This is a genomic window from Pseudotabrizicola formosa (assembly GCF_002900965.1).
Classification (GTDB): Bacteria; Pseudomonadota; Alphaproteobacteria; order Rhodobacterales; family Rhodobacteraceae; genus Pseudotabrizicola; species Pseudotabrizicola formosa.
Genome location: NZ_PJOM01000004.1, coordinates 124040 through 148400, shown reverse-complemented (window position 1 = coordinate 148400; position 24361 = coordinate 124040). Strand labels below are relative to the sequence as shown.

The 24361-nt window shown below is 61.4% G+C and carries 27 protein-coding genes; 16 read left to right on the top strand and 11 right to left on the bottom strand.

Going from position 1 to position 24361, the window contains the following annotated elements; genetic code table 11:
• The 5 genes from phnC to CXR43_RS14650 all read left to right on the top strand — a co-directional run bounded on the left by phnC (position 1) and on the right by CXR43_RS14650 (position 4621).
• A complete protein-coding gene (phnC, locus tag CXR43_RS14670; protein WP_103335091.1) occupies positions 1-819 on the top strand; it encodes a phosphonate ABC transporter ATP-binding protein in 819 nt (272 codons plus the stop codon).
• A 23-nt stretch (positions 820-842) separates the two neighbouring features.
• A complete protein-coding gene (gene phnD / locus CXR43_RS14665) occupies positions 843-1742 on the top strand; it encodes a phosphonate ABC transporter substrate-binding protein (RefSeq protein WP_103335088.1) in 900 nt (299 codons plus the stop codon).
• Positions 1743-1803: 61 nt separating this feature from the next.
• Positions 1804-2682, top strand: coding sequence for a phosphonate ABC transporter, permease protein PhnE (gene phnE / locus CXR43_RS14660; RefSeq protein ID WP_103335086.1), 879 nt, complete (start codon positions 1804-1806; stop codon positions 2680-2682).
• Between the two features lies 1 nt (position 2683).
• Positions 2684-4003 carry a phosphonate ABC transporter, permease protein PhnE gene (gene phnE, locus CXR43_RS14655; RefSeq protein ID WP_103335083.1) on the top strand — a complete coding sequence of 440 codons (1320 nt, stop codon included), beginning with the start codon at positions 2684-2686 and terminating at the stop codon, positions 4001-4003.
• A complete protein-coding gene (locus CXR43_RS14650; protein WP_103335081.1) occupies positions 4004-4621 on the top strand; it encodes an LbetaH domain-containing protein in 618 nt (205 codons plus the stop codon). It begins immediately after the preceding gene.
• Here CXR43_RS14650 and phnF read toward each other — a convergent pair.
• Positions 4618-5349, bottom strand: coding sequence for a phosphonate metabolism transcriptional regulator PhnF (gene phnF / locus CXR43_RS14645; RefSeq protein ID WP_103335078.1), 732 nt, complete (start codon positions 5347-5349; stop codon positions 4618-4620). The genes CXR43_RS14650 and phnF overlap by 4 nt on opposite strands.
• Positions 5350-5465: 116 nt before the next feature.
• On the opposite strand from phnF, the gene phnG reads away from it, so the two are divergent.
• The 7 genes from phnG to phnN are packed head-to-tail and all read left to right on the top strand — an operon-like array spanning position 5466 to position 10464.
• Complete coding sequence (gene phnG / locus CXR43_RS14640; protein ID WP_103335076.1) at positions 5466-5918, top strand: phosphonate C-P lyase system protein PhnG; 453 nt, start codon at positions 5466-5468, stop codon at positions 5916-5918.
• Positions 5915-6493 carry a phosphonate C-P lyase system protein PhnH gene (phnH, locus tag CXR43_RS14635; protein WP_103335073.1) on the top strand — a complete coding sequence of 193 codons (579 nt, stop codon included), beginning with the start codon at positions 5915-5917 and terminating at the stop codon, positions 6491-6493. The genes phnG and phnH overlap by 4 nt, the downstream gene beginning before the upstream one ends.
• Positions 6484-7581 (top strand): carbon-phosphorus lyase complex subunit, encoded by a 1098-nt coding sequence (locus tag CXR43_RS14630; RefSeq protein ID WP_103335070.1) that lies wholly within the window; start codon positions 6484-6486, stop codon positions 7579-7581. Before phnH ends, CXR43_RS14630 begins: the two co-directional genes overlap by 10 nt.
• Positions 7578-8444 (top strand): alpha-D-ribose 1-methylphosphonate 5-phosphate C-P-lyase PhnJ, encoded by an 867-nt coding sequence (locus tag CXR43_RS14625; protein WP_103335067.1) that lies wholly within the window; start codon positions 7578-7580, stop codon positions 8442-8444. Before CXR43_RS14630 ends, CXR43_RS14625 begins: the two co-directional genes overlap by 4 nt.
• On the top strand, positions 8444-9235 hold the full coding sequence (gene phnK / locus CXR43_RS14620; RefSeq protein ID WP_246831404.1) for a phosphonate C-P lyase system protein PhnK: 792 nt from the start codon (positions 8444-8446) through the stop codon (positions 9233-9235). The genes CXR43_RS14625 and phnK overlap by 1 nt, the downstream gene beginning before the upstream one ends.
• Before the next feature lie 9 nt (positions 9236-9244).
• On the top strand, positions 9245-9928 hold the full coding sequence (phnL, locus tag CXR43_RS14615) for a phosphonate C-P lyase system protein PhnL (protein ID WP_103335370.1): 684 nt from the start codon (positions 9245-9247) through the stop codon (positions 9926-9928).
• Entirely contained in the window at positions 9925-10464 is a 540-nt protein-coding gene (gene phnN, locus CXR43_RS14610) for a phosphonate metabolism protein/1,5-bisphosphokinase (PRPP-forming) PhnN (RefSeq protein WP_103335064.1), read from the top strand. The genes phnL and phnN overlap by 4 nt, the downstream gene beginning before the upstream one ends.
• On the opposite strand, the gene CXR43_RS14605 is transcribed toward phnN, so the two are convergent.
• Complete coding sequence (locus CXR43_RS14605; protein ID WP_354001017.1) at positions 10431-11111, bottom strand: DUF1045 domain-containing protein; 681 nt, start codon at positions 11109-11111, stop codon at positions 10431-10433. The two genes, phnN and CXR43_RS14605, sit on opposite strands and share 34 nt — an antisense overlap.
• A 131-nt stretch (positions 11112-11242) precedes the next feature.
• On the opposite strand from CXR43_RS14605, the gene CXR43_RS14600 reads away from it, so the two are divergent.
• Entirely contained in the window at positions 11243-12385 is a 1143-nt protein-coding gene (locus CXR43_RS14600) for an alpha-D-ribose 1-methylphosphonate 5-triphosphate diphosphatase (RefSeq protein WP_103335059.1), read from the top strand.
• Between the two features lie 19 nt (positions 12386-12404).
• On the opposite strand, the gene CXR43_RS14595 is transcribed toward CXR43_RS14600, so the two are convergent.
• The gene (locus tag CXR43_RS14595; protein WP_103335057.1) at positions 12405-12929 is read right to left on the bottom strand and encodes a nucleotide exchange factor GrpE; all 525 of its coding nucleotides are present in this window, start codon (positions 12927-12929) and stop codon (positions 12405-12407) included.
• Between the two features lie 33 nt (positions 12930-12962).
• The gene (hrcA, locus tag CXR43_RS14590) at positions 12963-14033 is read right to left on the bottom strand and encodes a heat-inducible transcriptional repressor HrcA (protein ID WP_103335054.1); all 1071 of its coding nucleotides are present in this window, start codon (positions 14031-14033) and stop codon (positions 12963-12965) included.
• A 112-nt stretch (positions 14034-14145) separates the two neighbouring features.
• Here hrcA and rph point away from each other — a divergent pair, with 112 nt between their 5' ends.
• Genes rph through hemW form a run of 3 tightly spaced genes read left to right on the top strand, consistent with a single transcriptional unit; the run spans position 14146 to position 16672 of the window.
• A complete protein-coding gene (gene rph, locus CXR43_RS14585) occupies positions 14146-14862 on the top strand; it encodes a ribonuclease PH (RefSeq protein WP_103335052.1) in 717 nt (238 codons plus the stop codon).
• 2 nt (positions 14863-14864) lie between these two features.
• The gene (rdgB, locus tag CXR43_RS14580; protein ID WP_103335049.1) at positions 14865-15473 is read left to right on the top strand and encodes an RdgB/HAM1 family non-canonical purine NTP pyrophosphatase; all 609 of its coding nucleotides are present in this window, start codon (positions 14865-14867) and stop codon (positions 15471-15473) included.
• A 44-nt stretch (positions 15474-15517) separates the two neighbouring features.
• Positions 15518-16672 (top strand): radical SAM family heme chaperone HemW, encoded by a 1155-nt coding sequence (gene hemW / locus CXR43_RS14575; RefSeq protein WP_103335046.1) that lies wholly within the window; start codon positions 15518-15520, stop codon positions 16670-16672.
• A gap of 11 nt (positions 16673-16683) precedes the next feature.
• On the opposite strand, the gene CXR43_RS14570 is transcribed toward hemW, so the two are convergent.
• The 7 genes from CXR43_RS14570 to hemJ form a co-directional block, all read right to left on the bottom strand.
• Positions 16684-17598: a ParB/RepB/Spo0J family partition protein gene (locus tag CXR43_RS14570; protein WP_103335043.1), complete on the bottom strand. Its 915-nt coding sequence runs from the start codon at positions 17596-17598 to the stop codon at positions 16684-16686.
• 14 nt (positions 17599-17612) lie between these two features.
• Positions 17613-18425, bottom strand: a complete 813-nt coding sequence (locus CXR43_RS14565) for a ParA family protein (protein WP_103335041.1) — start codon at positions 18423-18425, stop codon at positions 17613-17615.
• Positions 18418-19041, bottom strand: a complete 624-nt coding sequence (locus tag CXR43_RS14560) for a 16S rRNA (guanine(527)-N(7))-methyltransferase RsmG (protein WP_103335038.1) — start codon at positions 19039-19041, stop codon at positions 18418-18420. Before CXR43_RS14560 ends, CXR43_RS14565 begins: the two co-directional genes overlap by 8 nt.
• On the bottom strand, positions 19041-20915 hold the full coding sequence (mnmG, locus tag CXR43_RS14555) for a tRNA uridine-5-carboxymethylaminomethyl(34) synthesis enzyme MnmG (protein ID WP_103335036.1): 1875 nt from the start codon (positions 20913-20915) through the stop codon (positions 19041-19043). The genes CXR43_RS14560 and mnmG overlap by 1 nt, the downstream gene beginning before the upstream one ends.
• A gap of 2 nt (positions 20916-20917) precedes the next feature.
• Entirely contained in the window at positions 20918-22195 is a 1278-nt protein-coding gene (gene mnmE / locus CXR43_RS14550) for a tRNA uridine-5-carboxymethylaminomethyl(34) synthesis GTPase MnmE (protein WP_103335034.1), read from the bottom strand.
• A gap of 24 nt (positions 22196-22219) precedes the next feature.
• Complete coding sequence (gene rho, locus CXR43_RS14545) at positions 22220-23491, bottom strand: transcription termination factor Rho (RefSeq protein ID WP_103335031.1); 1272 nt, start codon at positions 23489-23491, stop codon at positions 22220-22222.
• Between the two features lie 119 nt (positions 23492-23610).
• Complete coding sequence (hemJ, locus tag CXR43_RS14540; protein ID WP_103335028.1) at positions 23611-24060, bottom strand: protoporphyrinogen oxidase HemJ; 450 nt, start codon at positions 24058-24060, stop codon at positions 23611-23613.
• Between the last annotated feature and the right edge of the window lie 301 nt (positions 24061-24361).

The following is a 24361-nucleotide window of genomic DNA, read 5'->3' as shown; positions in this document are numbered from 1 at the left end:
ATGCTGGACGTGAAAGACGTGACCCGGATGTTCGGGACCAAGGTCGCTGTTGACCGGGTGAGCTTTGCCGTCAAGGGCCCGGCCTTTGTCGGGATCATCGGGCGGTCTGGTGCGGGCAAATCCACGTTTTTGCGCATGATGAACCGGCTGACCGATGCAACCTCGGGGCAGATTCTGGTGGATGGCACCGATATTCTGGCGCTGCGCGGCGCAGAGGCCCGGGCCTGGCAAAGCCAGTGCGCGATGATCTTTCAGCAGTTCAACCTGGTGCCGCGCATGGATGTGGCGTCAAATGTGCTGCACGGCATCCTGAACCGCCGGTCCACCTTTCAGACCATGTTCAGCCTGTGGCCCCGTGCCGATATTCTGCGCGCGCTGGAGATTCTGGACCGTCTGGGCATTGCCGAACAGGCCCCGAAACGCGCCGAGGCGCTGTCGGGCGGCCAGCAGCAACGCGTGGCCATCGCGCGGGCGCTGATGCAGGACCCCAAGATCATTCTGGCCGATGAACCCATTGCCAGCCTTGACCCGATGAACGCGCAGATCGTGATGGACACGCTCAAGCGCATCAATGTCGAGGATGGCCGGATGGTGATTGCCAACCTGCACACGCTGGATACCGCGCGGCGCTATTGCGACCGGGTGATCGGCATGCGCGACGGGCGCATCGTGTTTGACGGCACGCCGGACCAGCTTTCGACCGGGGTCGCCCGCGACATTTACGGCGCCGATGCGTCGTTCAACGAATCCGCCACATCCACCGCCATCCCGGCCGATGACACGGCGGACCGCTCTTACGCGGATATGATGCTTTCCTGATCCTCAACCAAAGGACCTTTCCGATGAAACTGCTGCTTGTCTCCCTCATCGCCTCTACCGCGCTTTCCTCTGCCGCCATGGCACAGGACGCCATCACCGGCTTTAACATCGGCATCCTTGGTGGCGAAAACGCCCAGGACCGCATGACCTCCAACGAATGCTTCCGCGTCAAAATCGAAGAGGCCCTCGGCATTCCGGTCAAAATCTTCACCCCGGCTGATTATGACGGCGTGGTTCAGGGCATGCTAGGTGGCACCATCGACTTTGCCGGTCTGGGGGCGTCTGCCTATGCCAAGATCTACCTGAACGACCCCGAAGCAGTTGAGCCGGTTCTGACCAAGCAAAACCTTGATGGCTCGACTGGCTATTATGCTATCGGCTTTGCCCGTACGGACAGCGGCATCACCTCGATGGAAGACGCCAAGGGCAGATCTTTTGCCTTTGCCGACCCGAACTCCACCTCGGGCTATCTCGTTCCCGGCGCCGAACTGATGGAAGCCTATGGCCCGCTGGAAAACTACTTCTCGGAAGTCAAAATGTCGGGCGGCCATGAGCAGTCCATCGTCGGCGTTGCCAATGGCGATTTTGATGCAGCCGTAAGCTGGGCTGACGGCCTTGGTGACTGGGAAGACGGCTACAACTCCGGCGCGTTCCGCAAGGCCGCCGATGCCGGTCTTGTCGACATGAACAATATTGTCGAGATCTGGAAGTCCAAGCTGATCCCGGAAGGCCCGTTCGTGATCCGCAAGGCCCTGCCGGAAGACGTGAAAGCCAAGGTCACCGCCATTGCCGACACCATCTGGCAGGATGATCCGGAATGCGCCTATGCCCTGTCGCACGGCGATGCAAAGGATTTGGTTCCGGTTTCGCATGACGCCTACCTTGGCATCATCGCCGCCCGCAAGCTGCAGGAAGGCATGTAATTTTCAAGACCGATCTGCCGGGCCGCCCCATGGGTGGCCCGGTAATTTTTTGGGGGCCACCATGGTTGATATCGCCTTCGGGCCAGAGCGGGGAAAGCGCCCCGACACCGCCAGCATTCAGGACAGCTATCTGGAGATGGTGCGTCGCAAGCGGATGTATGGCGGCATTCTGCTGGCGCTGTTCATTGCCACCATGGCCTCTGGCTGGGTGCTGGCCGACAGCCGCAATGCGGGCGGGTTCTGGAACGGCATCCTGAATGTGTTCGAATTCCCTTCGGAAGTGGTGGCGGAAGCCTGGGAAAAGCGCGCGCTGATCCCGGCGCTGTTTGTCGAGCATATCCCCTCGCTGATCGAGACGCTGAACATTGCCGCCGTGGCCACGCTGCTGGGCGGGTTGGCCGCGATGGCGCTATCGCTGTTGGCGACGCGGGGGCTGGCACGCTGGCCGCGCATGATACCGGTGTTCCGCCGCAGCATGGATGCGCTGCGGGCGATTCCGGAAATCGTGATTGCGCTGGTGCTGATCTATATTCTGGGCGGCGGGCCGGTGCCTGCGGTGATTGCGATTGCGCTGCATACCGGGGGCGCTTTGGGCAAATTGTTCTCTGAGGTGGCGGAAAACGCCGATCTGAAGCCGGTGGAGGGGCTGCAATCGGTGGGGGCCAGCTGGAGCCAGCGGATGTGGCTGGGGGTGATCCCGCAGGTGGCGCCGAACTGGCTGTCCTATGCGCTGCTGCGGTTTGAAATCAATGTGCGCGCCTCGGCCATCCTTGGCTTCGTGGGTGAGGGCGGCATCGGCTATGATCTGAAGCTGGCGATGCAATGGGGACAGGGCCGCTATGATGATGTGGTGGCGATCTTTTTGTTGCTGTTCGCGGCGATCGTGGTGATTGACCGCACCTCGGACCATTTCCGCAACCGTCTGGTAAAGGGGCGCTGACATGGCCGCTGTTGACACCACTCTTGCCACGCAGATCGTCGGTGGCTTTGCCCGCAAACGGCTGTTCGCCTTTGCCGTGCCGGCGATGATCCTGCTGTATCTGGCCTATACTGCCGTGGCCTTCGATCTGGCCGGTCTGGCCTCGCGCGCGCGGATGGACAATGCCGCCATCCTGTTGTCGGATTTCTGGTCGCACAAGACCCATGTCACCCGCGACAACCGCACGGGTGAGGTGACAGCGGCGGTGGAGGGGGAGGCCAAGGGGGCCTATCCTGCCGGGACCTATCCGGATTGGGTGAGCGTTGCCGGAACTGTCACCACCATCGACCTCGGCACCGGGCATGTGGTGACCTATGATGCCAGCGGGGCCAGCATGGTCGTGCCCGATTATGGCACCATCGACATCCGCCCCGAGGGCAATCGTCTGGTGCTGACCGCGCCCGAACCTCTGCCCGACTGGATCAATGCCAGCAACACGCGGGTTTCGGTAACCACCCCGGCAGGCCGGTTCAATTATACAAGGTCAAAGGTGGAAACCTTCCGCTATCAGGCCGGATGGGAACTGTTCTTCTTCACCCTCGACAGCCCGTTTGCAGGCAAGGGCCCGCTGGAGCTTGCCGGTCTGGCGCTTTGGGGTGACAGGGTTGACCCGGACCGCAGCAACTTCGGCTACATGGTGTCAGAGGTCTGGACCAACAAGATGTGGCGGCATTCCGATGTGGTCTGGGCCTTGTTCGAGACGATTCTGATGGCCTTCCTTGGCACCATGGGGGCGGCGATCATTGCCTTGCCGCTGGGGTTTCTGGCCGCCAGCAACTTCAACCCGCTGGGGCCGCTGCGCTTTGCCTTCCGGCGGGTGTTCGATTTCATCCGCGGGGTGGATGGGTTGATCTGGACCATCATCCTGAGCCGGGCCTTTGGCCCCGGCCCGATGACCGGCGCGCTGGCCATTCTGATCACCGACACCGGATCTTTCGGGAAGATGTTTTCCGAGGCGCTGGAGAATATCGACGACAAGCAGGTGGAAGGCGTGCGCTCTACCGGGGCCAACAGCCTGCTGCGGGCGCGCTTTGGCGTGATCCCGCAGGTCACACCGGTGCTGATCAGCCAGGTGCTGTATTTTCTGGAATCCAACACCCGCAGCGCCACCGTGATCGGGGCCATTGTCGGCGGCGGGATCGGGCTTTTGCTGACACAGGCAATCCAGACCCAGAAGGATTGGGAAGAGGTGGCCTATTACATGACCCTGATCGTGCTGATGGTGATGGCCATGGACAGCCTGTCAGGCTGGCTGCGCCGCAAGCTGATCAAGGGGGAATAGATGCCCAGGCTTTCGGCCACGGAGCCGTTGATCCATCCGGGCTGCCAGATTGTGAACAGCCATTTGGGTGCCTGGGTAGAGGTGGGGGCGGACAGCCGCATCCTGAACTCCACATTCGAGGATTATGCCTATTGTGACCGTCTGGCCGATATTGCCAATACGACGGTGGGCAAGTTCGCCAATATTGCTGCCATGGTCCGCATCGGGCCGACCGATCATCCGATGGAACAAGCCAGCCTGCACCATTTTGTCTATCGGTCCAGTTCCTATTGGGATGACGCGACCGATGACGCGGCGTTTTTCGACCACCGTCACAGCCGGCGCACGGTGATCGGGCCGGATACCTGGATCGGCCATGGCGCGATCATCAAGCCGGATGTCACCATCGGGGCCGGGGCCATCATCGCCTCGGGCGCGGTGGTCACCCGGGACGTGCCGCCCTATACCATCGTGGCCGGTGTGCCTGCGATACCGCTGCGGCCGCGCTTTGCCAAAGAGATCGCCGCGCGGCTGCTGACCCTCGCGTGGTGGGACTGGGACCATGACCGGCTGCGCGCCGCACTGCCGGATTTCCGGAGCCTGACGGCCCAAGCATTCCTGGACAGGTACGAAGGTTAAGGCGTGCTGTCCGGGGTGTGGGTCAGCGTCACCCGGTCACCGGCGAACCATGTCAGCCCATATTCCACCGGCTGGCCAGACAGATCCGCATTCACCGCTTCTGACCGCAGGATGGCGTCCCCTTCGGAGAGCCGAAGCGACGCCGCCTGCACGGCTGTGGCCAGGCGGGCGGTGATACGGGTGGTCCGCCGGGTGTAATCTGACAGGCCGCAATCCGCCAATGCGGCGGTGATCGACGGATGTTTCGCCGCGTGGATCAGCAGGTCGGGAAAGCGGCCTGCCGGAAAGACCGAACGGAACAGCGCAATCGGCTGCCCGTCGGCCAGGGATACGCCCTCTATCACATGCACCGGCGCGCCTTCGGTCAGGGCCAAAGCCTCGGCCTCCCGCGCATCGGAGGCCCGGGTTTCCATCCGGTTGAAGTGGCGCGAGGCCGTGCGGCCGGAGGCCGTGATGTTCTGATGAAAGCGCACCCGCAAACCCAGCGGGTAGTCTGTCGGTTGCGCCATCACATAGACCCCCGACCCGCGCCGCGAATGCAAGGTGCCGGCCTGCACCAAGGACTGGATCGCATGCCGGACCGTGTGCCGGTTGACCCCGAACCGGGTGGCCAGCTGGGATTCGGTGGGGAGCTTGTCACCGGGGCGGTAATGGCCCCGCGCAATCTCGGCCACCAGGGTTTCGGCGATGGAGGACCACAGGGCGGTGCGGGCTGGGGGGAGTGTCATGAAAAATTCACGCCTTTGGCGATTGCGGCAGCAGCGCTTGCCCGATATGATTTGTCTAGTTGTATAGTGTACAAGACAGCCTGGCAAGATGTCGGGAGAAGGATGTCGGGGCCAATATGAACACAGAGTCACATAACGACCCCAGCGCGCGGCAGCGCTGGATGTCGGTGCTGGCCAAGGCCGATCCGGCGCGATTGGCGGCCCTGATGCCGGACCTGCCGACGCTGGAGCCTTTGCGCCCGCCAGAGGTGGGTGCGGTCATGGTCAGGGGAAGGGTGGGCGCGACGGGGGCGCCGTTCAATCTGGGCGAGATGACCGTGACCCGCTGCTCGGTCCGGCTGGCGGATGGTACGGTGGGGCATGGCTATGTGCAGGGGCGCGACAAGACGCATGCGCTGCGGGCCGCCGCCGTCGATGCGCTGATGCAGACCGATCAGGCGGCACAGCTTCGGGTTGCCGTTCTGGACCATCTGACGGCAGAGGCCGATGCCAGATGGGCGCTGCGCGCCGCAAAGGCGGCGGCGACCAAGGTGGATTTCTTTACCATGGTGCGGGGAGAAGACGCATGACCGGCAACGCGCTTGGGGGCGGGTTTTCCAACCCGCCGGAGCAATCGGCACGGGCCTTTCGGGCCGTGCTGGAAGCGGTTTCCCGCCCGGGGACGATCTGGGCGGTTGAGGGGGCGGCGCCGCCTGCCCCGCTTTCGGTTGCGGCGGGCACCGTGCTTCTGACGCTGGCCGATGGCACCACACCCGTGCATCTGGCGGGGGGTGCCGATTGCCAACCGGTGCGGGACTGGATCACGTTTCACATCGGGGCACCTTTGGTTGATGCAAGGCAGGCGATGTTTGCGCTGGGGCGGTGGCCGGATCTGCTGCCGCTGGAGCGCTTTCATCCCGGTGATCCGGACTATCCCGACCGGGCAGCAACGCTGATCATCTTGACCGAGGATCTGGCCAATGCCGGCGCAAAGTTGACCGGGCCGGGGATCGCGCAGGCGGCGCATCTGTCGCTGCCCGACATCACCGCGTTTCAGCGCAATGCAGCGCAGTTTCCGCTGGGGCTGGACTTCATTTTCACCGCAGGCGACCGGGTGGCCGCCATGCTGCGGTCAACCAAAGTGGAGGACGCACCATGTATGTAGCGGTCAAAGGGGGCGAGCGGGCCATCGACAATGCCCATGCCTGGCTGGCCGAAGAGCGCCGGGGCGACCCGAGTGTGGCGGAACTGGGTGTGGCGCAGATCCGGGCGCAGCTGGCGCTTGCGGTGAACCGGGTGATGGCGGAAGGGTCGCTTTACGACCCCGATCTGGCAGCTTTGGCCATCAAGCAGGCGCGCGGTGATCTGATCGAGGCGGTGTTCCTGATCCGCGCCTATCGCACCACCCTGCCCCGGCTTGGCGCATCAAACCCGGTGGATACCGGCGCGATGGCGGTGGACCGGCGGGTGAGTGCGACGTTCAAGGACTTGCCCGGCGGGCAGATCTTGGGGCCGACGTTTGACTATACGCACAGGCTGCTGGATTTCAAACTTATGGCAGAGGGCGAGGTGCCAGCGGCCGAGACGGCCCCGGCGCAAACCGGCCCGGTGCCACATGTGACGGGGTTCCTGAACCGCGACGGGTTGATCGAGCCGGCGGCGGCGTCCGACGCCACGCCGCCCGATCTGACCCGCGAGCCGATGGAGCTGCCGGCCGACCGCGCCCTGCGCTTGCAGGCGATCACGCGGGGGGATGAGGGGTTTGTGCTGTCGATGGCCTATTCCACCCAGCGCGGTTACGGGCGCACCCATGCCTTTGTGGGGGAGTTGCGGATCGGCCGGGTCGCGGTGGAGATGGATATTCCTGAACTGGGGTTCGCAATCGAGATTGGCGAGGTCGAGGTGACCGAATGTGAAACGGTCAACCAGTTCAAAGGATCAAAAACCGAGCCGCCGCAGTTCACCCGTGGCTATGGTCTGGTGTTTGGCCAGAGCGAGCGCAAGGCGATTGCGATGTCTTTGGTAGACCGGGCGCTGCGCTGGAAGGAGCTGGGCGAGGATGACACCGGTGCCCCGGCGCAGGATGAGGAATTCGTGCTGATGCATTGCGACAACATTCAGGCGACCGGGTTTCTGGAGCATATCAAGCTGCCGCATTACGTGGATTTCCAGTCTGAACTGGAACTGGTGCGGCGGTTGCGCGCCGAGGCGATGGCCGGACAAGAGATGGCTGGGCAGGAGGCGGCGGAATGACCGATCAGGCCTATAACTTTGCCTATCTGGATGAACAGACCAAGCGGATGATCCGCCGGGCGATCCTGAAGGGGTTGGCGGTGCCGGGGTATCAGGTGCCCTTTGCCAGCCGGGAAATGCCGATGCCCTATGGCTGGGGCACCGGCGGGGTACAGGTGACGGCGGCCTGCCTGACGCCGGAAGATGTGCTGAAGGTGATTGATCAGGGCGCGGATGACACCACCAATGCGGTGAGCATCCGCAAGTTCTTTCAGCGCACGGCGGGAGTGCGGGTGACGGAAAGGACGGCAGAGGCCAGCGTTATCCAGACCCGGCACCGGATTCCCGAAGCGCCGCTGCGCGAGGGGCAGATTCTGGTCTATCAGGTGCCGATCCCGGAGCCGCTGCGCTTTCTGGAGCCGCGCGAGGCCGAAACGCGCAAGATGCATGAGCTGGAGGAATATGGGCTGATGCATGTGAAACTGTATGAGGATATCGCGCGGCATGGCGAGATTGCCACCAGCTATGCCTATCCGGTGAAGGTAGAGGGGCGCTATGTGATGGACCCCTCGCCCATTCCGAAGTTCGACAACCCGAAATTGGGAGACTGCCCGGCGATTCAGCTGTTTGGCGCGGGGCGCGAGCAGCGGATCTATGCGGTGCCGCCCTATACGAAGGTGGAGAGCCTTGATTTTGAGGATCATCCGTTTGTGGCATCGAAAGCCCCGCATGACTGCGACCTGTGCGGGGCGGGTGAGAGTTATCTGGATGAGGTGATCATCGATGATGCCGGCGGCCGGATGTTCGTGTGTTCGGACACCGATTTCTGCTCGGGGCGGCAGGCGGCGGGGCATCGCGGGCGGTTTTCACCGGAGGGGATGTGATGGGCCTGGTGGATGTGGAGATGCAGGCGGCGCTGGACCAGCCCTTGCTGAGCGTGACCGGCCTGACCAAGCGCTATGGCGCGCGGATCGGCTGTGGCGATGTGTCGTTTGAGCTGTTCCCCGGCGAGGTGATGGGGATTGTGGGGGAAAGCGGGTCGGGCAAATCAACGCTGCTGTCCTGTCTGGCGGGGCATCTGGTGCCGGATCAGGGGCAAGTGACTTATGCGGGGCGCGATGTGCTGGCGATGGCGGAGACGGAGCGGCGGCGGCTGTCCCGCACCGAATGGGCCTATGTGCACCAGAACCCGCGTGACGGGTTGCGGATGGGGGTCAGCGCCGGTGGCAATGTGGGCGAGCGGCTGATGGCGGTGGGCGCGCGGCATTATGGCAGCATTCGCGAAACGGCGACGGATTGGCTTGGCCGGGTGGAAATCGCAGCGGACCGGATTGACGACCGGCCGAGCGCGTTTTCTGGCGGGATGCAGCAACGGTTGCAGATCGCGCGCAATCTGGTGACCGGGCCACGGTTGGTGTTCATGGACGAGCCGACCGGGGGCCTTGATGTCAGCGTGCAGGCGCGGCTGCTCGACCTGCTCCGTGGGCTGGTGCGGGATATGGGGCTGTCGGTGATCATTGTGACGCATGATCTGGCGGTGGTGCGGCTGCTGGCCGACCGGCTGATGGTGATGAAAGGGGGCCGTGTGGTGGAACAGGGCCTGACCGATCAGGTGCTGGATGATCCGCAGGATGCCTATACGCAGCTGCTGGTCTCCTCTGTTTTGCAGGTGTGAGGGATGGCGATGATCGAGATTAGCAATCTGTCGAAGACCTTTACCCTGCACAATCAGGGCGGTGTGGTCATTCCGGTGATGGCCGGGGCCAGCCTGCGGATTGCGGCCGGGGAATGTGTGGGGCTGACCGGGCAATCGGGGGCGGGCAAATCGACCCTGATGCGGATGGTTTACGGCAATTACCTGACCGCCGGGGGCAGCCTTGTGGTGGCGGGGGTTGATGTGGCGCGGGCCAGCCCCCGCGAGATCATCGCCTTGCGGCGCAGCACGCTGGGCTATGTGAGCCAGTTCCTGCGGGTGGTGCCGCGCGTGGCAACGGTGGATGTGGTGGCGGAGCCGTTGTTGCAGCTTGGGCGGCCCTTGGGGCAGGCGCGGGCGCGGGCGGAGGAGTTGCTGTCGCGGCTGAACATTCCGCAGCGGTTGTGGTCGCTGTCGCCCACCACGTTTTCGGGCGGCGAGCAGCAGCGGGTGAATATCGCGCGCGGCTTTGCGCATGGGTTTCCGGTGCTGTTGCTGGACGAGCCGACGGCCAGCCTTGATGCGGTCAACCGCGAGGTGGTGCTGAGCCTGATCGAGGAGGCAAAGGCGCGGGGGGCGGCGATTTTGGGGATTTTCCACGATGAGGGCGCGCGGGCGCGGGTCTGTGACCGGCTGGTGGATGTGACGGGCTTCACGCCGGGGCTTGCGGCATGATCTTTGCGGTGGTCGGGCCTTCGGGCGCGGGGAAAGATACGCTGATTGCCGGGGCCTGTGCGCTGGACCCGCGCTTGCGGCTGGTGCGGCGGGTGATCACCCGGCCCGGCGATGCGGGGGGCGAGGATTTCGAGGGTGTGACGGAGGCTGCATTTCTGGCGCGGCGGGATGCCGGGGAATTTGCACTGGACTGGCAGGCGCATGGGTTGCGCTATGGGATTCCGGCGGCACAGTTGCAGGGCGACGGGCCGGTGCTGTTCAACGGCTCGCGTGCGGCGCTGCCAGCGGCGATGGCGCTGATACCGGGGCTAGTGGTCATTCTGGTGACGGCCCCGGTGGAGGTGCTGGCGGCGCGGTTGGCGGCGCGGGGGCGGGAGACGGTGGAGGATGTGCGGGCACGGCTGGAGCGGGCGGCTTTTACCCTGCCGGACGGGGTGGTGCCGCGTGTTGTGGTGAATGATGGCACGGCGCAAGAGGGAATCGCCCGGTTTCTGGCGGCGGTTTATCCGGAGAGCGGAAAGCGGTGGAGCAGATGAAAGCGACCACCCGCATCTTCGCCGAACAGGCAGAGGTCTTCGATGATGAAGGGCTTTGGCAGGACCGGTGCGAGATGGGCGGACAGAACCGGCAGGGTCTGCGCCGCCTGATCCTCGGGCAGGTGGTTGGTCAGAGTCAGGTGGAAGCGGAACTCTTCCATCACATGCGGGTAGCCCCATGTGTCGAGCAGCGCCAACTGGTGGGGGGTCAGGCTTTCCGGACGGCGGCGGGCGCGTTCGGCGTCGGTGAGCGGGGCGCGCAGGGGGTTGGTTTCGCGCAGGACGCTGGCCGCAAAGGCATTGAGCGCGGAGTGGTCGCCCGTGGGCGTCAGCGCAAGAAAGCCGTGCAGGTTTTCGACGCGCAGGCCGTCGCAGCTGACAGGGGACAGTTTGCGCGACAGGCTGCGGACGGCATCGGCTACATCCTCTGCCCCCAGCCCATCCGCAGGTCGGAACGGCGCGCGCAGGGTGCCGTGAAAGCCGTATTTGTGCGGGTCAGTGGTCAGGGCCGCCAAAGGCAGCGGCACTCCGGGCAGATCGGGTTGCGGCACCGGGCGGGCGCTGGCACTGTCCCACCCAAGCAAAGCGGCAGTGGCCTTGGCAAAGGGGCCGGGGCGCGGGGCGTAATAGACGGCGAAGCGTTTCATAAGGTCCATGGTGGCGCAATAGGCAGGATTTGTCACATGGGTGTGACGGGTTATGACCTTTGTCACATGCCTGTGACGGGTTGGTGTCATTGCACCCCCTGCCCCACGGATCGCAAGACAGGACGGAAGACATGAGTGAAGTTATTTTGCAGAACGCCGTATTGGTGCTTCCGGGCGAGGTGATCCGGGGCAGCCTGCAGATGAAGGATGGCCGGATCGCGGATATCAGCGAGGGCCCCTCCCAGGTGGCGGGCGCGGTGGATTGCGAAGGTGATCTGGTGATGCCGGGGCTGATCGAGCTGCACACCGACAATCTGGAGCGGCATATCGAGCCGCGCCCGCGGGTGAACTGGCCACATCAGGCGGCGATCATCGCGCATGATGCGGAATTGGCCAGCGTCGGGATCACCACGGTGTTTGATGCGTTGCGGGTGGGATCGGTCACATCGAATGCCAAGGCGAATTACGGCGAATATGCGCGGGCGCTGGCGGACGAGATTCTGGACCTGCGGGCGCGGGGGGCGCTGCGGATCAGCCATTTTCTGCATCTGCGGGCCGAGGTCTGTTCGGAAACGCTGGTGGCGGAGATGGCGAAGTTCGGCCCAAAGGACCGGATCGGCATTGTCAGCTTGATGGACCATACGCCGGGAGAGCGGCAGTTTCGCGATGTCTCGAAGCTGAAGGATTATGTCTGCGGCAAGCATGGCATGAGTGACGACGAGTTTGACGCGCATGTCAGCGGTCAGCGCGCGCTGCGCGACCGCGTGGGGGCGCTGCATGAGGCGACGGCGGTGGCGGAAAGCCGGCGCTATGGGGCGACGCTGGCCAGCCATGACGACACCACCGCGCCACAGGTGGCAGTGTCGGCCGGGCATGGGGTGACCTTTGCCGAGTTTCCGACCACGGTTGAGGCGGCGATGGCCTGCCGTCAGCATGGGATCAGGGTGATGATGGGGGCGCCGAACCTGATAAGGGGCGGGTCGCATTCGGGGAATGTGGCGGCCAGCGCCTTGGCCGAGGCGGATCTGCTTGACATCGTGTCGTCAGATTATGTGCCGTCATCCCTGTTGTCGGCGGCCTTGCTGCTGGGCGATCTGTGGGGGGATGTGGCGCGCGGTGTGGCCTGTGTGACGCAGGCCCCGGCCCTTGCGACGGGGTTGACCGATCGGGGCCAGTTGATGCCGGGCGCGCGGGCCGATGTGCTGCGCGTGGCCCGTATCGGGGCGGCGGCGGCGGTGCGTGGCACCTGGGTTCAGGGCAAGCGGGTGGCCTGAGCGGCCACCCGGGGGATGATCAGTTGGCGGGCGTGGATGACACGCCAACCTGCGCCGGCCGAAGCAGGCGGTCATGCAGCATGAAGCCTTCGGTCATCACCTGAATGATATTGCCGGCCTTGGTGCCGGGAACCGGGGCTTCGAACATTGCCTGATGCAGCTGTGGATCAAAGGCATCGCCGGGCGCGGGGGAAATCGGGATCATGCCGTGTTTGGTCATGACCTGGGTCAGTTCCCGCAGGGTGAGTTCCACACCTTCGATCAGGGCCGCAGCCTGGGTGCGGGTTTCGTCGGTTGATGCCTCAAGCGCGCGCTTGAGGTTGTCAAACACCGGCAGCAGATCGCGGGCAAGCCGGGTGCCGCCATATTGTTCGGCTTCACGACGGTCACGGTCGGCACGCTTGCGGGAATTTTCGGCATCTGCCAGAGCGCGCATGAACCTGTCACGCAGGTCATCCCGCTCGGCGCGCAGGGCGTCAAGTTCGTCTGCTTCGATGAAATCTTCGATCTCTGTCGTTTCAGGGCTGGGGTTTTCCTGCGCCATGTTTTCGTCTTCCTTACACAAACCTTTGGTCGATCACGCCTTGCCGCGTTCGGATACCATCCGCCCGACAAGCTGCGCCGTGTAATCGACAATCGGAACGATGCGGCCATAGTTCAGCCGCGTCGGACCAATGACGCCAACGGCACCGATGATCTTACGATCAGCGTTCATATAGGGAGAGACCACCAGAGAGGAACCCGAAAGTGAGAAAAGCTTGTTCTCTGAGCCAATAAAAATGCGTACACCGTCGCCCGCCTCGGTCAGTTCAAGGAAATCGGCGATGTCGCGCTTGCGCTCCAGATCGTCGAACAGGCTGCGGATGCGGTCAATCTCTTGCCCTTCGGTGGCCCCGTCGAGCAGGTTGGCGCGGCCCCGGACGATGAGCCGTTCGCCCTGTTCGCCGCCGTTTTCCCAGATGGCAATGCCGCTTTCGACGAGATCGCGGGCCAGAACGTCAATCTCTTGCCGATGCTGGGCGATATCCTGGGTCATCGTGCGCCGCAGATCAGACAGGGTGCGGCCTTCGGCAAGCGCGTTCAGGAAATTCGCGGCTTCGCGCATCGAGGACGGCGTTTGCCCGGCAGGCGGGGTGAACAGGCGGTTTTCGACATGGCCATCGGCGAAGACCAGCACGACCAGCGCCCGGTCTGCCGCCAGGCTGACGAATTCGATATGCTTGATGGGCGCCTCACGCTTGGGAGACAGCACCAGACTTGCGCCACGAGTGATGCCGGAGAGCGCCGAGCCGACCTGATCCAGCAAGGAGGCCACATCACGATCAGACTCGCTGAAGGTTGCATCGATCTTGTCACGGTCTTCCTGCGCCACGGTGCCGACTTCCAAAAGACCATCGACGAACATTCGAAGCCCGCGCTGGGTGGGGATGCGGCCGGCAGAGATATGCGGGCTGTCAAGCAGGCCCAGAAATTCCAGATCCTGCATCACATTGCGGATGGTGGCAGCCGAGACCTTTTCGGTCATGCTGCGGGAGAGACTGCGCGAGCCGACGGGTTCACCGGAGGTGAGATAGCCTTCGACCACCCGCCGGAACACTTCACGCGAGCGGTCATTCATTTCGGTCAGCAGTTTTGCGCCATCGGTCATCTGCGACTCCTTTTGGATTGCAAGAGTATTCCGATCGACGGGATGGTCAATCGGGGTTGCATCGCCCCCTTTGCCACGCCTATCTGGCTAAAATCCATGGAAAGGAAGACTGATGCGCCCCTCTGGCCGGAAACTGGACCAAATGCGGTCGATCTCGATTGAAACGGGCGTGATGCGGCATGCCGAAGGGTCTTGCCTGATCAAGATGGGTGACACGCATGTGCTGTGTTCGGCGACCATCGAGGACAAGGCCCCGTCCTTTTTGAAAAACACCGGCCTTGGCTGGGTGACCGCAGAATACGGCATGCTGCCGCGCGCCACAAACAGCCGCACGCGCCGGGAGGCAGCAGTGGGCAAGCAAAGCGGAAGAACACAAGAAATTCAAAGGCTTATCGGACGATCCCTGCGGGCTGGGGTTGACCGGAGCGCACTGGGAGAGCGGCAGATCGTGGTCGACTGCGATGTGCTGCAGGCCGATGGGGGAACCCGCTGCGCCTCGATCACCGGGGGGTGGGTTGCGTTGCGGCTGGCGGTGAACCGGCTTTTGGCGGCGGGGGCGATTGTCAGTGATCCGATCATTGACCACGTTTCTGCTGTGTCTTGCGGCATTTATGCGGGGCAGCCGGTTCTGGATCTGGACTATCCGGAGGATTCGGCCGCCGGGACGGATGGCAATTTCGTGATGACCGGGCGCGGCCGGCTGATTGAAGTGCAGATGTCGGCGGAAGGCGCATCTTTTTCGCGCGAAGAGATGATGGAATTGCTCGATCTGGCGGAGGCCGGGTCGAAACTGCTGGTTGCGGCGCAGGCTGCGGCATTGAAAGGCTAGACATGGTTGTGGACCTTGGACCCAGACTTTTGGTAGCGACGCATAATTCCGGGAAACTGGAGGAGATTGCCGATCTGATTGGCCCCCACGGAATTGAAGTGGTGTCCGCGGCGGCCTTTGGGCTTCCCGAGCCAGAGGAAACCGAGGACAGCTTTGTTGGCAACGCCCGGATCAAGGCCCATGCTGCAGCGCGGGCCACCGGATTACCCGCATTGGCGGATGATTCCGGCATCTGTGTGGATGCGTTGAACGGAGCGCCGGGCGTTTACACCGCCGATTGGGCGGAAACGCCGGCGGGCAGGGACTTTGGTCTGGCCATGGCGCGCACTTGGGACGCGTGTGAGTCGGTTGCTGCGCCACTGCCGCGCCTGGCGCAGTTTCGGTGCACGCTGGTTCTGGCCTGGCCCGATGGGCGTGATCTTGTGTTTGAGGGGAAGGTCGCTGGGCAATTGGTCTGGCCGATGCGTGGCGCTCAGGGTCATGGGTATGACCCGATGTTCCAGCCTGACGGGTATGCCCAGACCTTTGCCGAAATGGACCGCGCCGTGAAAGGTGAGATCAGCCATCGCGCGGATGCGTTCCGCAAGCTTGTCGCGCGCTGTTTCACGTGAAACACCCCTGCCGCGCGGGCATCTGAGGGGCCTTGGAGAACGACATGCAACGATGGCAGCAAGCGGGTTTCGGTCTCTATGTCCACTGGCCATTTTGCCAGTCAAAATGCCCCTATTGCGATTTCAACAGCCATGTGTCGGATGCAGTAGACCACTCAGAATGGGCGGCAGCCTACCTGAATGACCTGCGACGCTATGCGCTGGAAACCCCGGGTCGGGTGTTGAGCAGCATCTTTTTCGGCGGGGGGACGCCCTCGCTGATGAGGCCGGAGACGGTTGCCGCCATCGTGGACGAGGCTGTAAAGCTCTGGACCCCGGCGAATGATATCGAAATCACGCTGGAGGCCAACCCGACATCTGTTGAAATCGGCCGGTTTGCAGAGTTCCGATTGGCCGGGATAAATCGGGTTTCGATCGGCATTCAGGCTTTGAACGATACCGATCTGCGCCGACTCGGCCGGATGCATGATGCCCGCGAGGCCCGAAAGGCGATAGAAGTGTCACAAGCGGTGTTTGATCGCAGCAGCTTTGACCTTATCTACGCGCGCCAAGACCAGAGCATCAGCGCGTGGGAGGCCGAGTTGCGCGATGCCCTGTCACTGGCAGCGGGACATCTGTCCTTGTACCAACTGACCATAGAGCCTGGCACGGTGTTTGGTGCCCGTTTCGAGCGCGGGCTGCTGCAGGGTCTACCCGTAGAAGATGTTGCGGCTGATATGTTCGAGCTGACGCAGGGCATCTGCGAAGCGCATGGAAAGCCAGCCTATGAGATCTCGAATCATGCCCGCCCCGGCGAGGAATCGCGGCACAACATGATCTATTGGCGGTGTGGCGATTTCCTGGGGATTGGCCCGGGCGCGCATGGCAGGCTGACGGATGCAGCCGGACAACGATACGCGACCGTGGCGCGGCACATGCCTGGCGACTGGCTTAAAGCCAACCAGGCAGGGGCGACGCATGACGGGCGAGAGATGCTGTCTCAGGATGCCCAGGCAACAGAGTTGCTGCTGATGGGTATGCGGGTAAATTCCGGTGTTGATCTGACGGAATATCAGACCATTTCAGGGGCTCCCTTGAGCCCGACAAGACTAGAGCCGCTGAGGGCACAGGGTCTTGTCGAGATTACGAATGGGCGGCTTCATACGACACCCTCGGGAAGACTTGTTTTGAACTGGGTTCTCAAAGAGTTACTCGCGTAACCCTCCGCGCCTCAGGCCGTGAAATCCCGCGGTAGCACGGACAGCGCCTGGCAGATCATGTCCAGTTGGTCCAGATTTCGGTAGTGCAGACGCAACACACCCCCCTCCCCTGATGCATCGTGATCAATGATCACGCTCATCCCCAGGTTGGCACTCAGGTCCAGTTCGATTGCACGGGTATCGGCGTCTTTCTCACCACGGCCAGACTGCTTTGGCTTAGCCACCTTGTCCATGCCGGCGCTGCGAACCAGTTTTTCGGTCGCGCGAACTGAGAGGCCTGCGCCGACCACCTTCACCGCAAGCGCGAGCGGATCCGGAGTTCCGATCAGCGTCCGCGCATGTCCGGCGGAAAGCTTGCCGCTGCGGATCATTGTGAGGACCTCGTCGGGAAGGTTGAGGAGCCGCATCGTATTGGCGATATGAGACCTGCTTTTGGACAGGGCTTCGGCCAGCTTTTCTTGGGTGTGTCCGAAGGTGTCCATCAGCTGCCTGAAGCCCAGGGCTTCTTCGACGGCATTTAGGTCGGCGCGCTGGATATTCTCTATTATGGCGATTTCCAGCACTTCATCGTCAGAAAAGTCGCGCACAACGACCGGCACGTCATGCAACTGGGCCATCTGCGCCGCCCGCCACCGGCGTTCACCCGCAACAATCTGATAGGTGCCAGTTTGGCTGCCGGCGCGGACAACGAGCGGTTGAATGATGCCTTTGGCCCGGACGGAGGCCGCCAATTCCTCTAGCAGCGCTGGATCAAAGTCACGACGCGGCTGATTTGGGTTCGGGAAGATCTTTTCGACCGGAAGCACCATGACGCCGGATGGGGCAAGCCTGTCATTGCTGTCCACATCGTCCCTCAGAAGGTTTACATCTGCCATTAAAGCGGACAAGCCCCGCCCCAGACCTTTGCGATCTTGTTTCTTTTCCATAAGATTCCCTTTGGTCAGGCGGCGCGACCATTTGATTTTCGCGAAATAACCTCAAGAGACAAGCGCCGATAGGCGTCTGCCCCCTTCGACGACGGGTCATATTGAAGAATGGGCAGTGCATAGGACGGTGCTTCGGAGACCCTCACATTTCTGGGGATCGTCGTCGAGAACACCATATTGCCCAGTGTCGCCCTGGCATCTGCTTCGACCTGCTGCGACAGGCGATTCCTGCTGTCTGTCATCGTCACCAAAACACCTTCGATCCGCAACCGTGGGTTTGCGGATTTTCGGATCTCCCTCACGGTCAGCATCAGTTGCGACAGCCCCTCGAGTGCGAAAAACTCGCTTTGAAGCGGGATGAGCACCGATTCCGCCGCGACCAGGGCATTGACCGTCAGCAGAGACAGCGAGGGCGGGCAATCCACGAGAACAAAATCATGGCCGAGGGCCAGGAAGCGCGCTTCCTGAATGGCATCAGAGAGCAAAAAGGAACGCTTTTCACTTGCGACCAGATCAATGTCTGCCGAGGCAAGATCAGCATTTGCCGGGCAAAGGGTGATTCCGGGGACCGTTGTCTCCTGGATCAGGTCGATCAGCAGCGCCTGATCCAAGAGCAGATCATAGGTGGTTTGCTTTCTTGCCTCTGGGGCAACACCCAAACCTGTTGACGCATTGCCCTGCGGATCCATGTCGATGACGAGGACCTTGTAGCCAAACTCTGCAAGACCAGCCGCCAGATTGATGGTGGTTGTGGTTTTACCCACCCCACCCTTCTGATTCGCGATGGCGATTACCCGGGGGGTCCGGCGTTGAGCGTCTTCAGACATGTTGAATATTCCTGAGCTCGAGTATCGCGGCGGCTGGCTCCGTCTTACTTGGGTGGAGTTTCAAATCAAAGGTCCAATCCGCTCGCGCAGCCGCCACTTCGGAGTCGTGATTGAGTCCCTTTGGAAAAAGGGCCACGCCGCCTTTGCCCAAATGGCGCGCAGCGAACCCACAGAGTTTGGGGAGTGGCCCCAAAGCGCGCGCGGAAAGAACGTTCGCGGCCAGCGGAGCGGCCTCTTCGATCCTGGCGTTGATCACCACCGCATTCACATCGAGCTGACGCGCGGCCTCTCGCAGGAAAGCGGCCTTACGGCTGTCTGCCTCAACCATCCTGATGGTAAAATTCCGGCCCGAACCAGCTGCCACACACGCAACCACCAGAGCTGGGAAACCACCCCCACTCCCCAAGTCTCCCCAAACGCCCTCCTGCAGATCTGTCAGATCAAACAGCTGGAGCGAATCCAAGATATGACGGTCATACAGCTGCGCGATGCTGCCTTTTGAGACGAGATTTATGGTGGGATTCCACTTGCGGACCAAAGAAGCGAACATCTCCAGCCGTTCGACTGTTTCACGTGAAACAATGCCGAGCGGCTCAATTGCAGTCGTCCCGGCCATCAAACCGCCTCCTGCAGAGCCGCTGTCCTCCGGATATTTGCCAGTATGAGGGCGAGAGCTGCAGGCGTTATTCCTTCGATTTGTGCCGCAACGGCCAAAGATGCCGGCCTTTGGCGCTGCAACTTCGATGTCAACTCGCCCGATAGGCCGGAAAGGTCACTATAGGAGAAATCAGCCGGGATAACCGTACCTTCCTCACGCTTCAACTGATCAATCTGAATCTGCTGCCGATCCAAGTAGCGGCCATACATCGCATCTCGCAAGACTTGCGTCCGGATCTCGGGCTCGGCAGTCAGCAATTCTGGCAGCAGCGCGTTCTGTTGTTCCGTTGTCATGACGAAAGCGCCCAGAACGTCCAGGCCACTTCTGCGCGATCCATCTGCACTCACATGCACGCCTGACTCCAACAAGTCTCGCGGGGTAAAATTCCGTTGCTGAAGGCGGGCTTTCAGATCATTCAAGCTGTTCATCTTGGAGTAGAAACTTGCCTTACGGCGCTCAGATATGATTCCCAGGCCGATTCCCTGTTCGGTCAGCCTCTGGTCGGCATTGTCGGCACGAAGCGACAGGCGGTATTCAGCGCGTGAGGTGAACATCCTGTAAGGCTCCGTCACACCTCTGGACCGCAAGTCGTCCAGCAATACACCAATGTAACTGCCCGATCGGTGGAACTGAACTTGGTCTGCGTCCATTGCCAGCCGCGCTGCATTCAGCCCGGCGGCCAGCCCTTGTGCCGCGGCTTCCTCATATCCCGTTGTACCGTTGATCTGACCTGCAAAGAACAGGCCAGGCAGGTTTTGCACTTCGAGCCCCGCCGACAAGGCACGCGGATCAAAGAAGTCGTATTCAATCGCATAGGCAGGCTGCAGGATCTTTGCCTGTTCCAAACCAAGGATGGAACCAACATAGGCAGTCTGGACCTCTATCGGCAAAGAGGACGAAATTCCGTTCGGATAGACCGTGTGATCGGTGAGGCCTTCGGGCTCCAGAAAGACCTGATGGCTGTCCTTGTCTGAAAATCTGACCACCTTGTCTTCGATGGATGGGCAATATCTTGGACCAACACCGTCAATGTGGCCTCCATACATCGCCGAGCGAGACAGATTTGCCCGGATGATGTCATGTGTCTTTTCATTCGTGCGGGTAACGCCGCATGACACCTGGCGTGCAACTGGCGCACTGTTCAGAAACGAGAACATCGTGGGCGCATCATCACCCTTTTGCTCCTCAAGAATTGACCAGTTGATGGTACGCCCGTCCAGCCTCGGCGGGGTTCCGGTCTTTAAACGTCCGCGTTTCAAATCGAGATCATTCAGCCTGTCACCCAGGCGGGTGGACGGCGCATCGCCCATCCTCCCCCCAGCGTGACGCTGGTCACCGATATGGATCAGACCATTCAGGAAAGTTCCCGCGGTCAAAACGACTGCATGCGCACTGATATGCTGCCCGTCAGCCAGAACGACCCCCCCCACGCGCGTATTGTCGACAATAAGATCAACGACTTCGCCCTCAAGCAGGCTGAGATTTTGTTGATCTGCGAGTTCCCGCTGAACGAATGCACGGTACAATGCGCGATCCGCTTGTGCGCGCGGCCCTTGAACAGCCGGCCCCTTGCGGCGGTTCAGCAGCCTGAACTGAATACCGGCAGCATCGGCAGCACGCCCCATCAGCCCGTCCAACGCGTCAATTTCGCGGACAAGATGCCCCTTACCAAGCCCTCCGATCGCCGGATTGCAAGACATCATCCCGATGGTGGAAATCTTCTGGGTCACGAGGGCCACCTGCGCACCCGCCCGTGCGGCAGCCGAGGCTGCCTCTGTGCCGGCGTGGCCTCCTCCGATGACAACAACGTCAAAATGTTTCACGTGAAACACTCCTACTTTCCAATACAAAAACTGCTGAAGATCTCATCGAGCAAAGTTTCTACACCGATTTTTCCAACCAGATTATCCAGTGCATGACTTGCCGTCCGCAGATCAGCCGCAACAAGTTCCAGGGATGGATCCCCATCATACAGAGATTGCCGCGCGGACGCCATGGATTCGCTCGCCAAACTTAACGCAGAACGGTGACGCTCCCGGATCAGCAGGCCAGACCCCGAGACTCGCTGCTGAAGACCCGTGCGAATTTCTTCGACAAGCCAGTCGAGGCCCTGCCCGGTCAGACCGGAAACACTGTTCGGCCCAGGGACAAGGTCCGCCTTTCCCCAGGCAATGATATCTGCCTCAGTATCAGACGCAGTCTCGCCCGGCTCAAGCAAAAGAACGGTCAGATCTGCGAGGCGTGCCCTCTCACGAGCCCGGGCGACGCCGATCCGTTCGACCTCATCTGTCGCCTCGCGCAGCCCCGCAGTGTCCAGCAAGGTAACGGGGAGCCCGCCAAGATCCATGCGGACTTCAATCACATCACGCGTCGTCCCCGCAACAGCAGAGGTAATCGCCACCTCCCGGCCAACCAAAGCATTCAAAAGGCTGGACTTTCCGACGTTCGGTGCCCCAATGATGGCGACCTCAAACCCGGCCCTTACCCGTTCGGACCCGCGGCTTCCTTCGATCTCAGCCGCGAAAGAGGCGGAAAGGCGCTCAACGATATCACGAACCTCCGGAAGGACGTCGACCGGAATATCTTCATCGGCAAAATCAATCGTTGCCTCGATCAATGCGGCAGCCCGAACCAGGTCCTTGCGCCAAAGCGCCGCGCGCTGCCCGAGTCCGCCTGCAAGCACCCGCTGCGCCTGCCGCCTCTGCGCTTCGGTCTCTGCATCAATCAGGTCTGCAAGCGCCTCAACCTGAGTCAGATCCAGCATCCCGTTTTCAAGGGCACGGCGTGTGAATTCCCCCGGCTCTGCCATCCGAAGGCCAGGAAGGCTGGTCAGGAAGCGCAGCAGCGCCGAAACAACGGCTTCGCTTCCATGTACTTGAAATTCAACAACATTCTCACCCGTAAAACTGGCACCCGCCGCGAAGAACAACACAAGTGCGCTGTCCAGAAGCTCATCGCCGATCATCAGATTGCGCAGAACACCCCGCCGCACCGGCAACGGACCAACGCCCAAGGCCGCGGCGGCATCAAGGGCTGAAGGGCCAGATACCCTGACGACAGCAATACCCGCCTTGCCGCGGGCCGTGGCCAGCGCAAATATCGTGTCCGACATGGTCTGACCTCTGTCCCAAAGACCTCAGGTGTTCATCGATTCGAAGAATTCAGCGTTCGACTTGGTCTGCTTCAACTTCGAAATCAGGAACTCCACCGCATCGGTGGTTCCCATCGGGTTCAGGATCCGGCGCAGCACATAGGTTTTCTGCAGATCAATCTTCTCCACCAGAAGATCTTCCTTCCGGGTGCCGGATTTCAGGATATCGATCGCCGGGAAGACGCGTTTGTCAGCCACCTTGCGATCCAGAACGATTTCGCTGTTGCCGGTGCCCTTGAACTCTTCGAAGATGACCTCATCCATCCGGCTTCCGGTGTCGATCAGCGCGGTTGCAATGATGGTCAGGGATCCGCCCTCTTCGATATTTCGCGCCGCGCCAAAGAACCGTTTCGGCCGCTGCAGCGCATTGGCATCCACACCGCCGGTCAGAACCTTACCCGAAGACGGCACCACCGTGTTGAAAGCCCGACCGAGCCGGGTAATCGAATCAAGCAGGATCACCACATCGCGCTTGTGCTCGACCAAACGCTTGGCCTTTTCGATCACCATCTCGGCCACCGCCACATGGCGGGTTGCGGGCTCGTCAAAGGTCGAGGCGACAACCTCGCCCTTCACCGACCGCTGCATGTCTGTCACTTCTTCCGGCCGCTCGTCAATCAGCAGCACAATCAGATAGCATTCCGGATGATTGGTCGCCACCGAATGGGCGATGTTCTGCAACAGAACGGTCTTGCCCGTGCGGGGCGGTGCCACGATCAGCGCGCGCTGGCCCTTGCCAATCGGGGCCACCAGATCGATGATCCGGGCAGAACGATCCTTGATCGTCGGATCTTCAACCTCCATCTTGAAGCGCTCATCCGGATACAGCGGCGTCAGGTTGTCGAAATGCACCTTGTGCTTGGCCCGCTCCGGATCATCAAAATTGATCTTGGTGGCCTTGATCAGGCTGAAATACTTCTCATTCTCCCGTGGGGCCTGGATCACCCCCTCAATCGAATCCCCGGTCCGCAGGCTGAACTGGCGGATCATCTCGGGGCTGACGTAGATATCATCCGGGCCAGACAGGTAATTGGCAGAGGGGCTGCGCAGAAATCCGAACCCGTCCTGCAGAACCTCCAGCACACCATCGCCGCCGATCTCGAACCCTTCCTCGGCATGTTCCTTCAGGATCTGGAACATCATCTCGCCCTTGCGCATGCTGGGCGCGTTCTCGATCTCCCATTCTTCAGCCATTGCCAGCAAATCCGCCGGTGTCTTGGCTTTCAGATCGGCAAGGTTCAAACGTTCTACAGTCATGGAATGGTCCTCTCGCCACCTGTGGGGAACAGGCAGCGCAACAGCATCAAGGGGGAAAACAACGACCGGACGGCCATCTCACCCCTCCGATACGACCGGATCTGCGAAAAGTCAATAAATCAGAACTTCACGATCACCGAAAACACGATCAGCACCAGCAAGACCGTCGGAACCTCATTCATCATCCGGTAGTGCCGCCCGCTCAGCGCATTGGTCCCATTGGCAAAGGCCTTGCGCCGGGCTGCAAGCCACATGTGAAACCAAGTCATCCCAAGCACCGCCGCCGCCTTCGTCCAGGGCCAGAGCATTGACCAGTCCACGATCCCCGGCGTCATGACCAGCATCAGACCAAAGACCCAAGTCGCGATCATGGCAGGGTTCATGATGGCACGCAGCAGCCTGCGTTCCATGGTCTGAAACAGATCATCAGTGTCCGAACCGGTCCTAACGATTTCTTCATGATAGACATACAACCTTGGCAGGTAGAACAGCCCTGCCATCCAGGCGATGACAGAGATGATGTGCAAGGCCTTTGTCCAAAGGTACCAGTCGGCCAAAATATCCGTCATGCGATCCTCACCTGTTCCCTCCTTCTTTATTAAAAGAAATATAAGAAAGGAATGTTGTTGTAGGGGCTGTGGACAACAGAATTGAGGCGCTTTTCCCCAGTTCTGTGCACCGCGGCGGGTGGTTGGATAACTCCGTGGAAAACAGGGTACCTCTGTGGATAAGAATGAAAAAATCAAATTTTGTCATAGGGTTGAAGATGCTATGATCTTTGCCTGACCTCTCGTGCATCTGGCGCGGTGCTCTGGAAAGGCACTCTGTCCGCACCCTTTGAAAATGTCTGTCCACAGCGGGATATCTTTC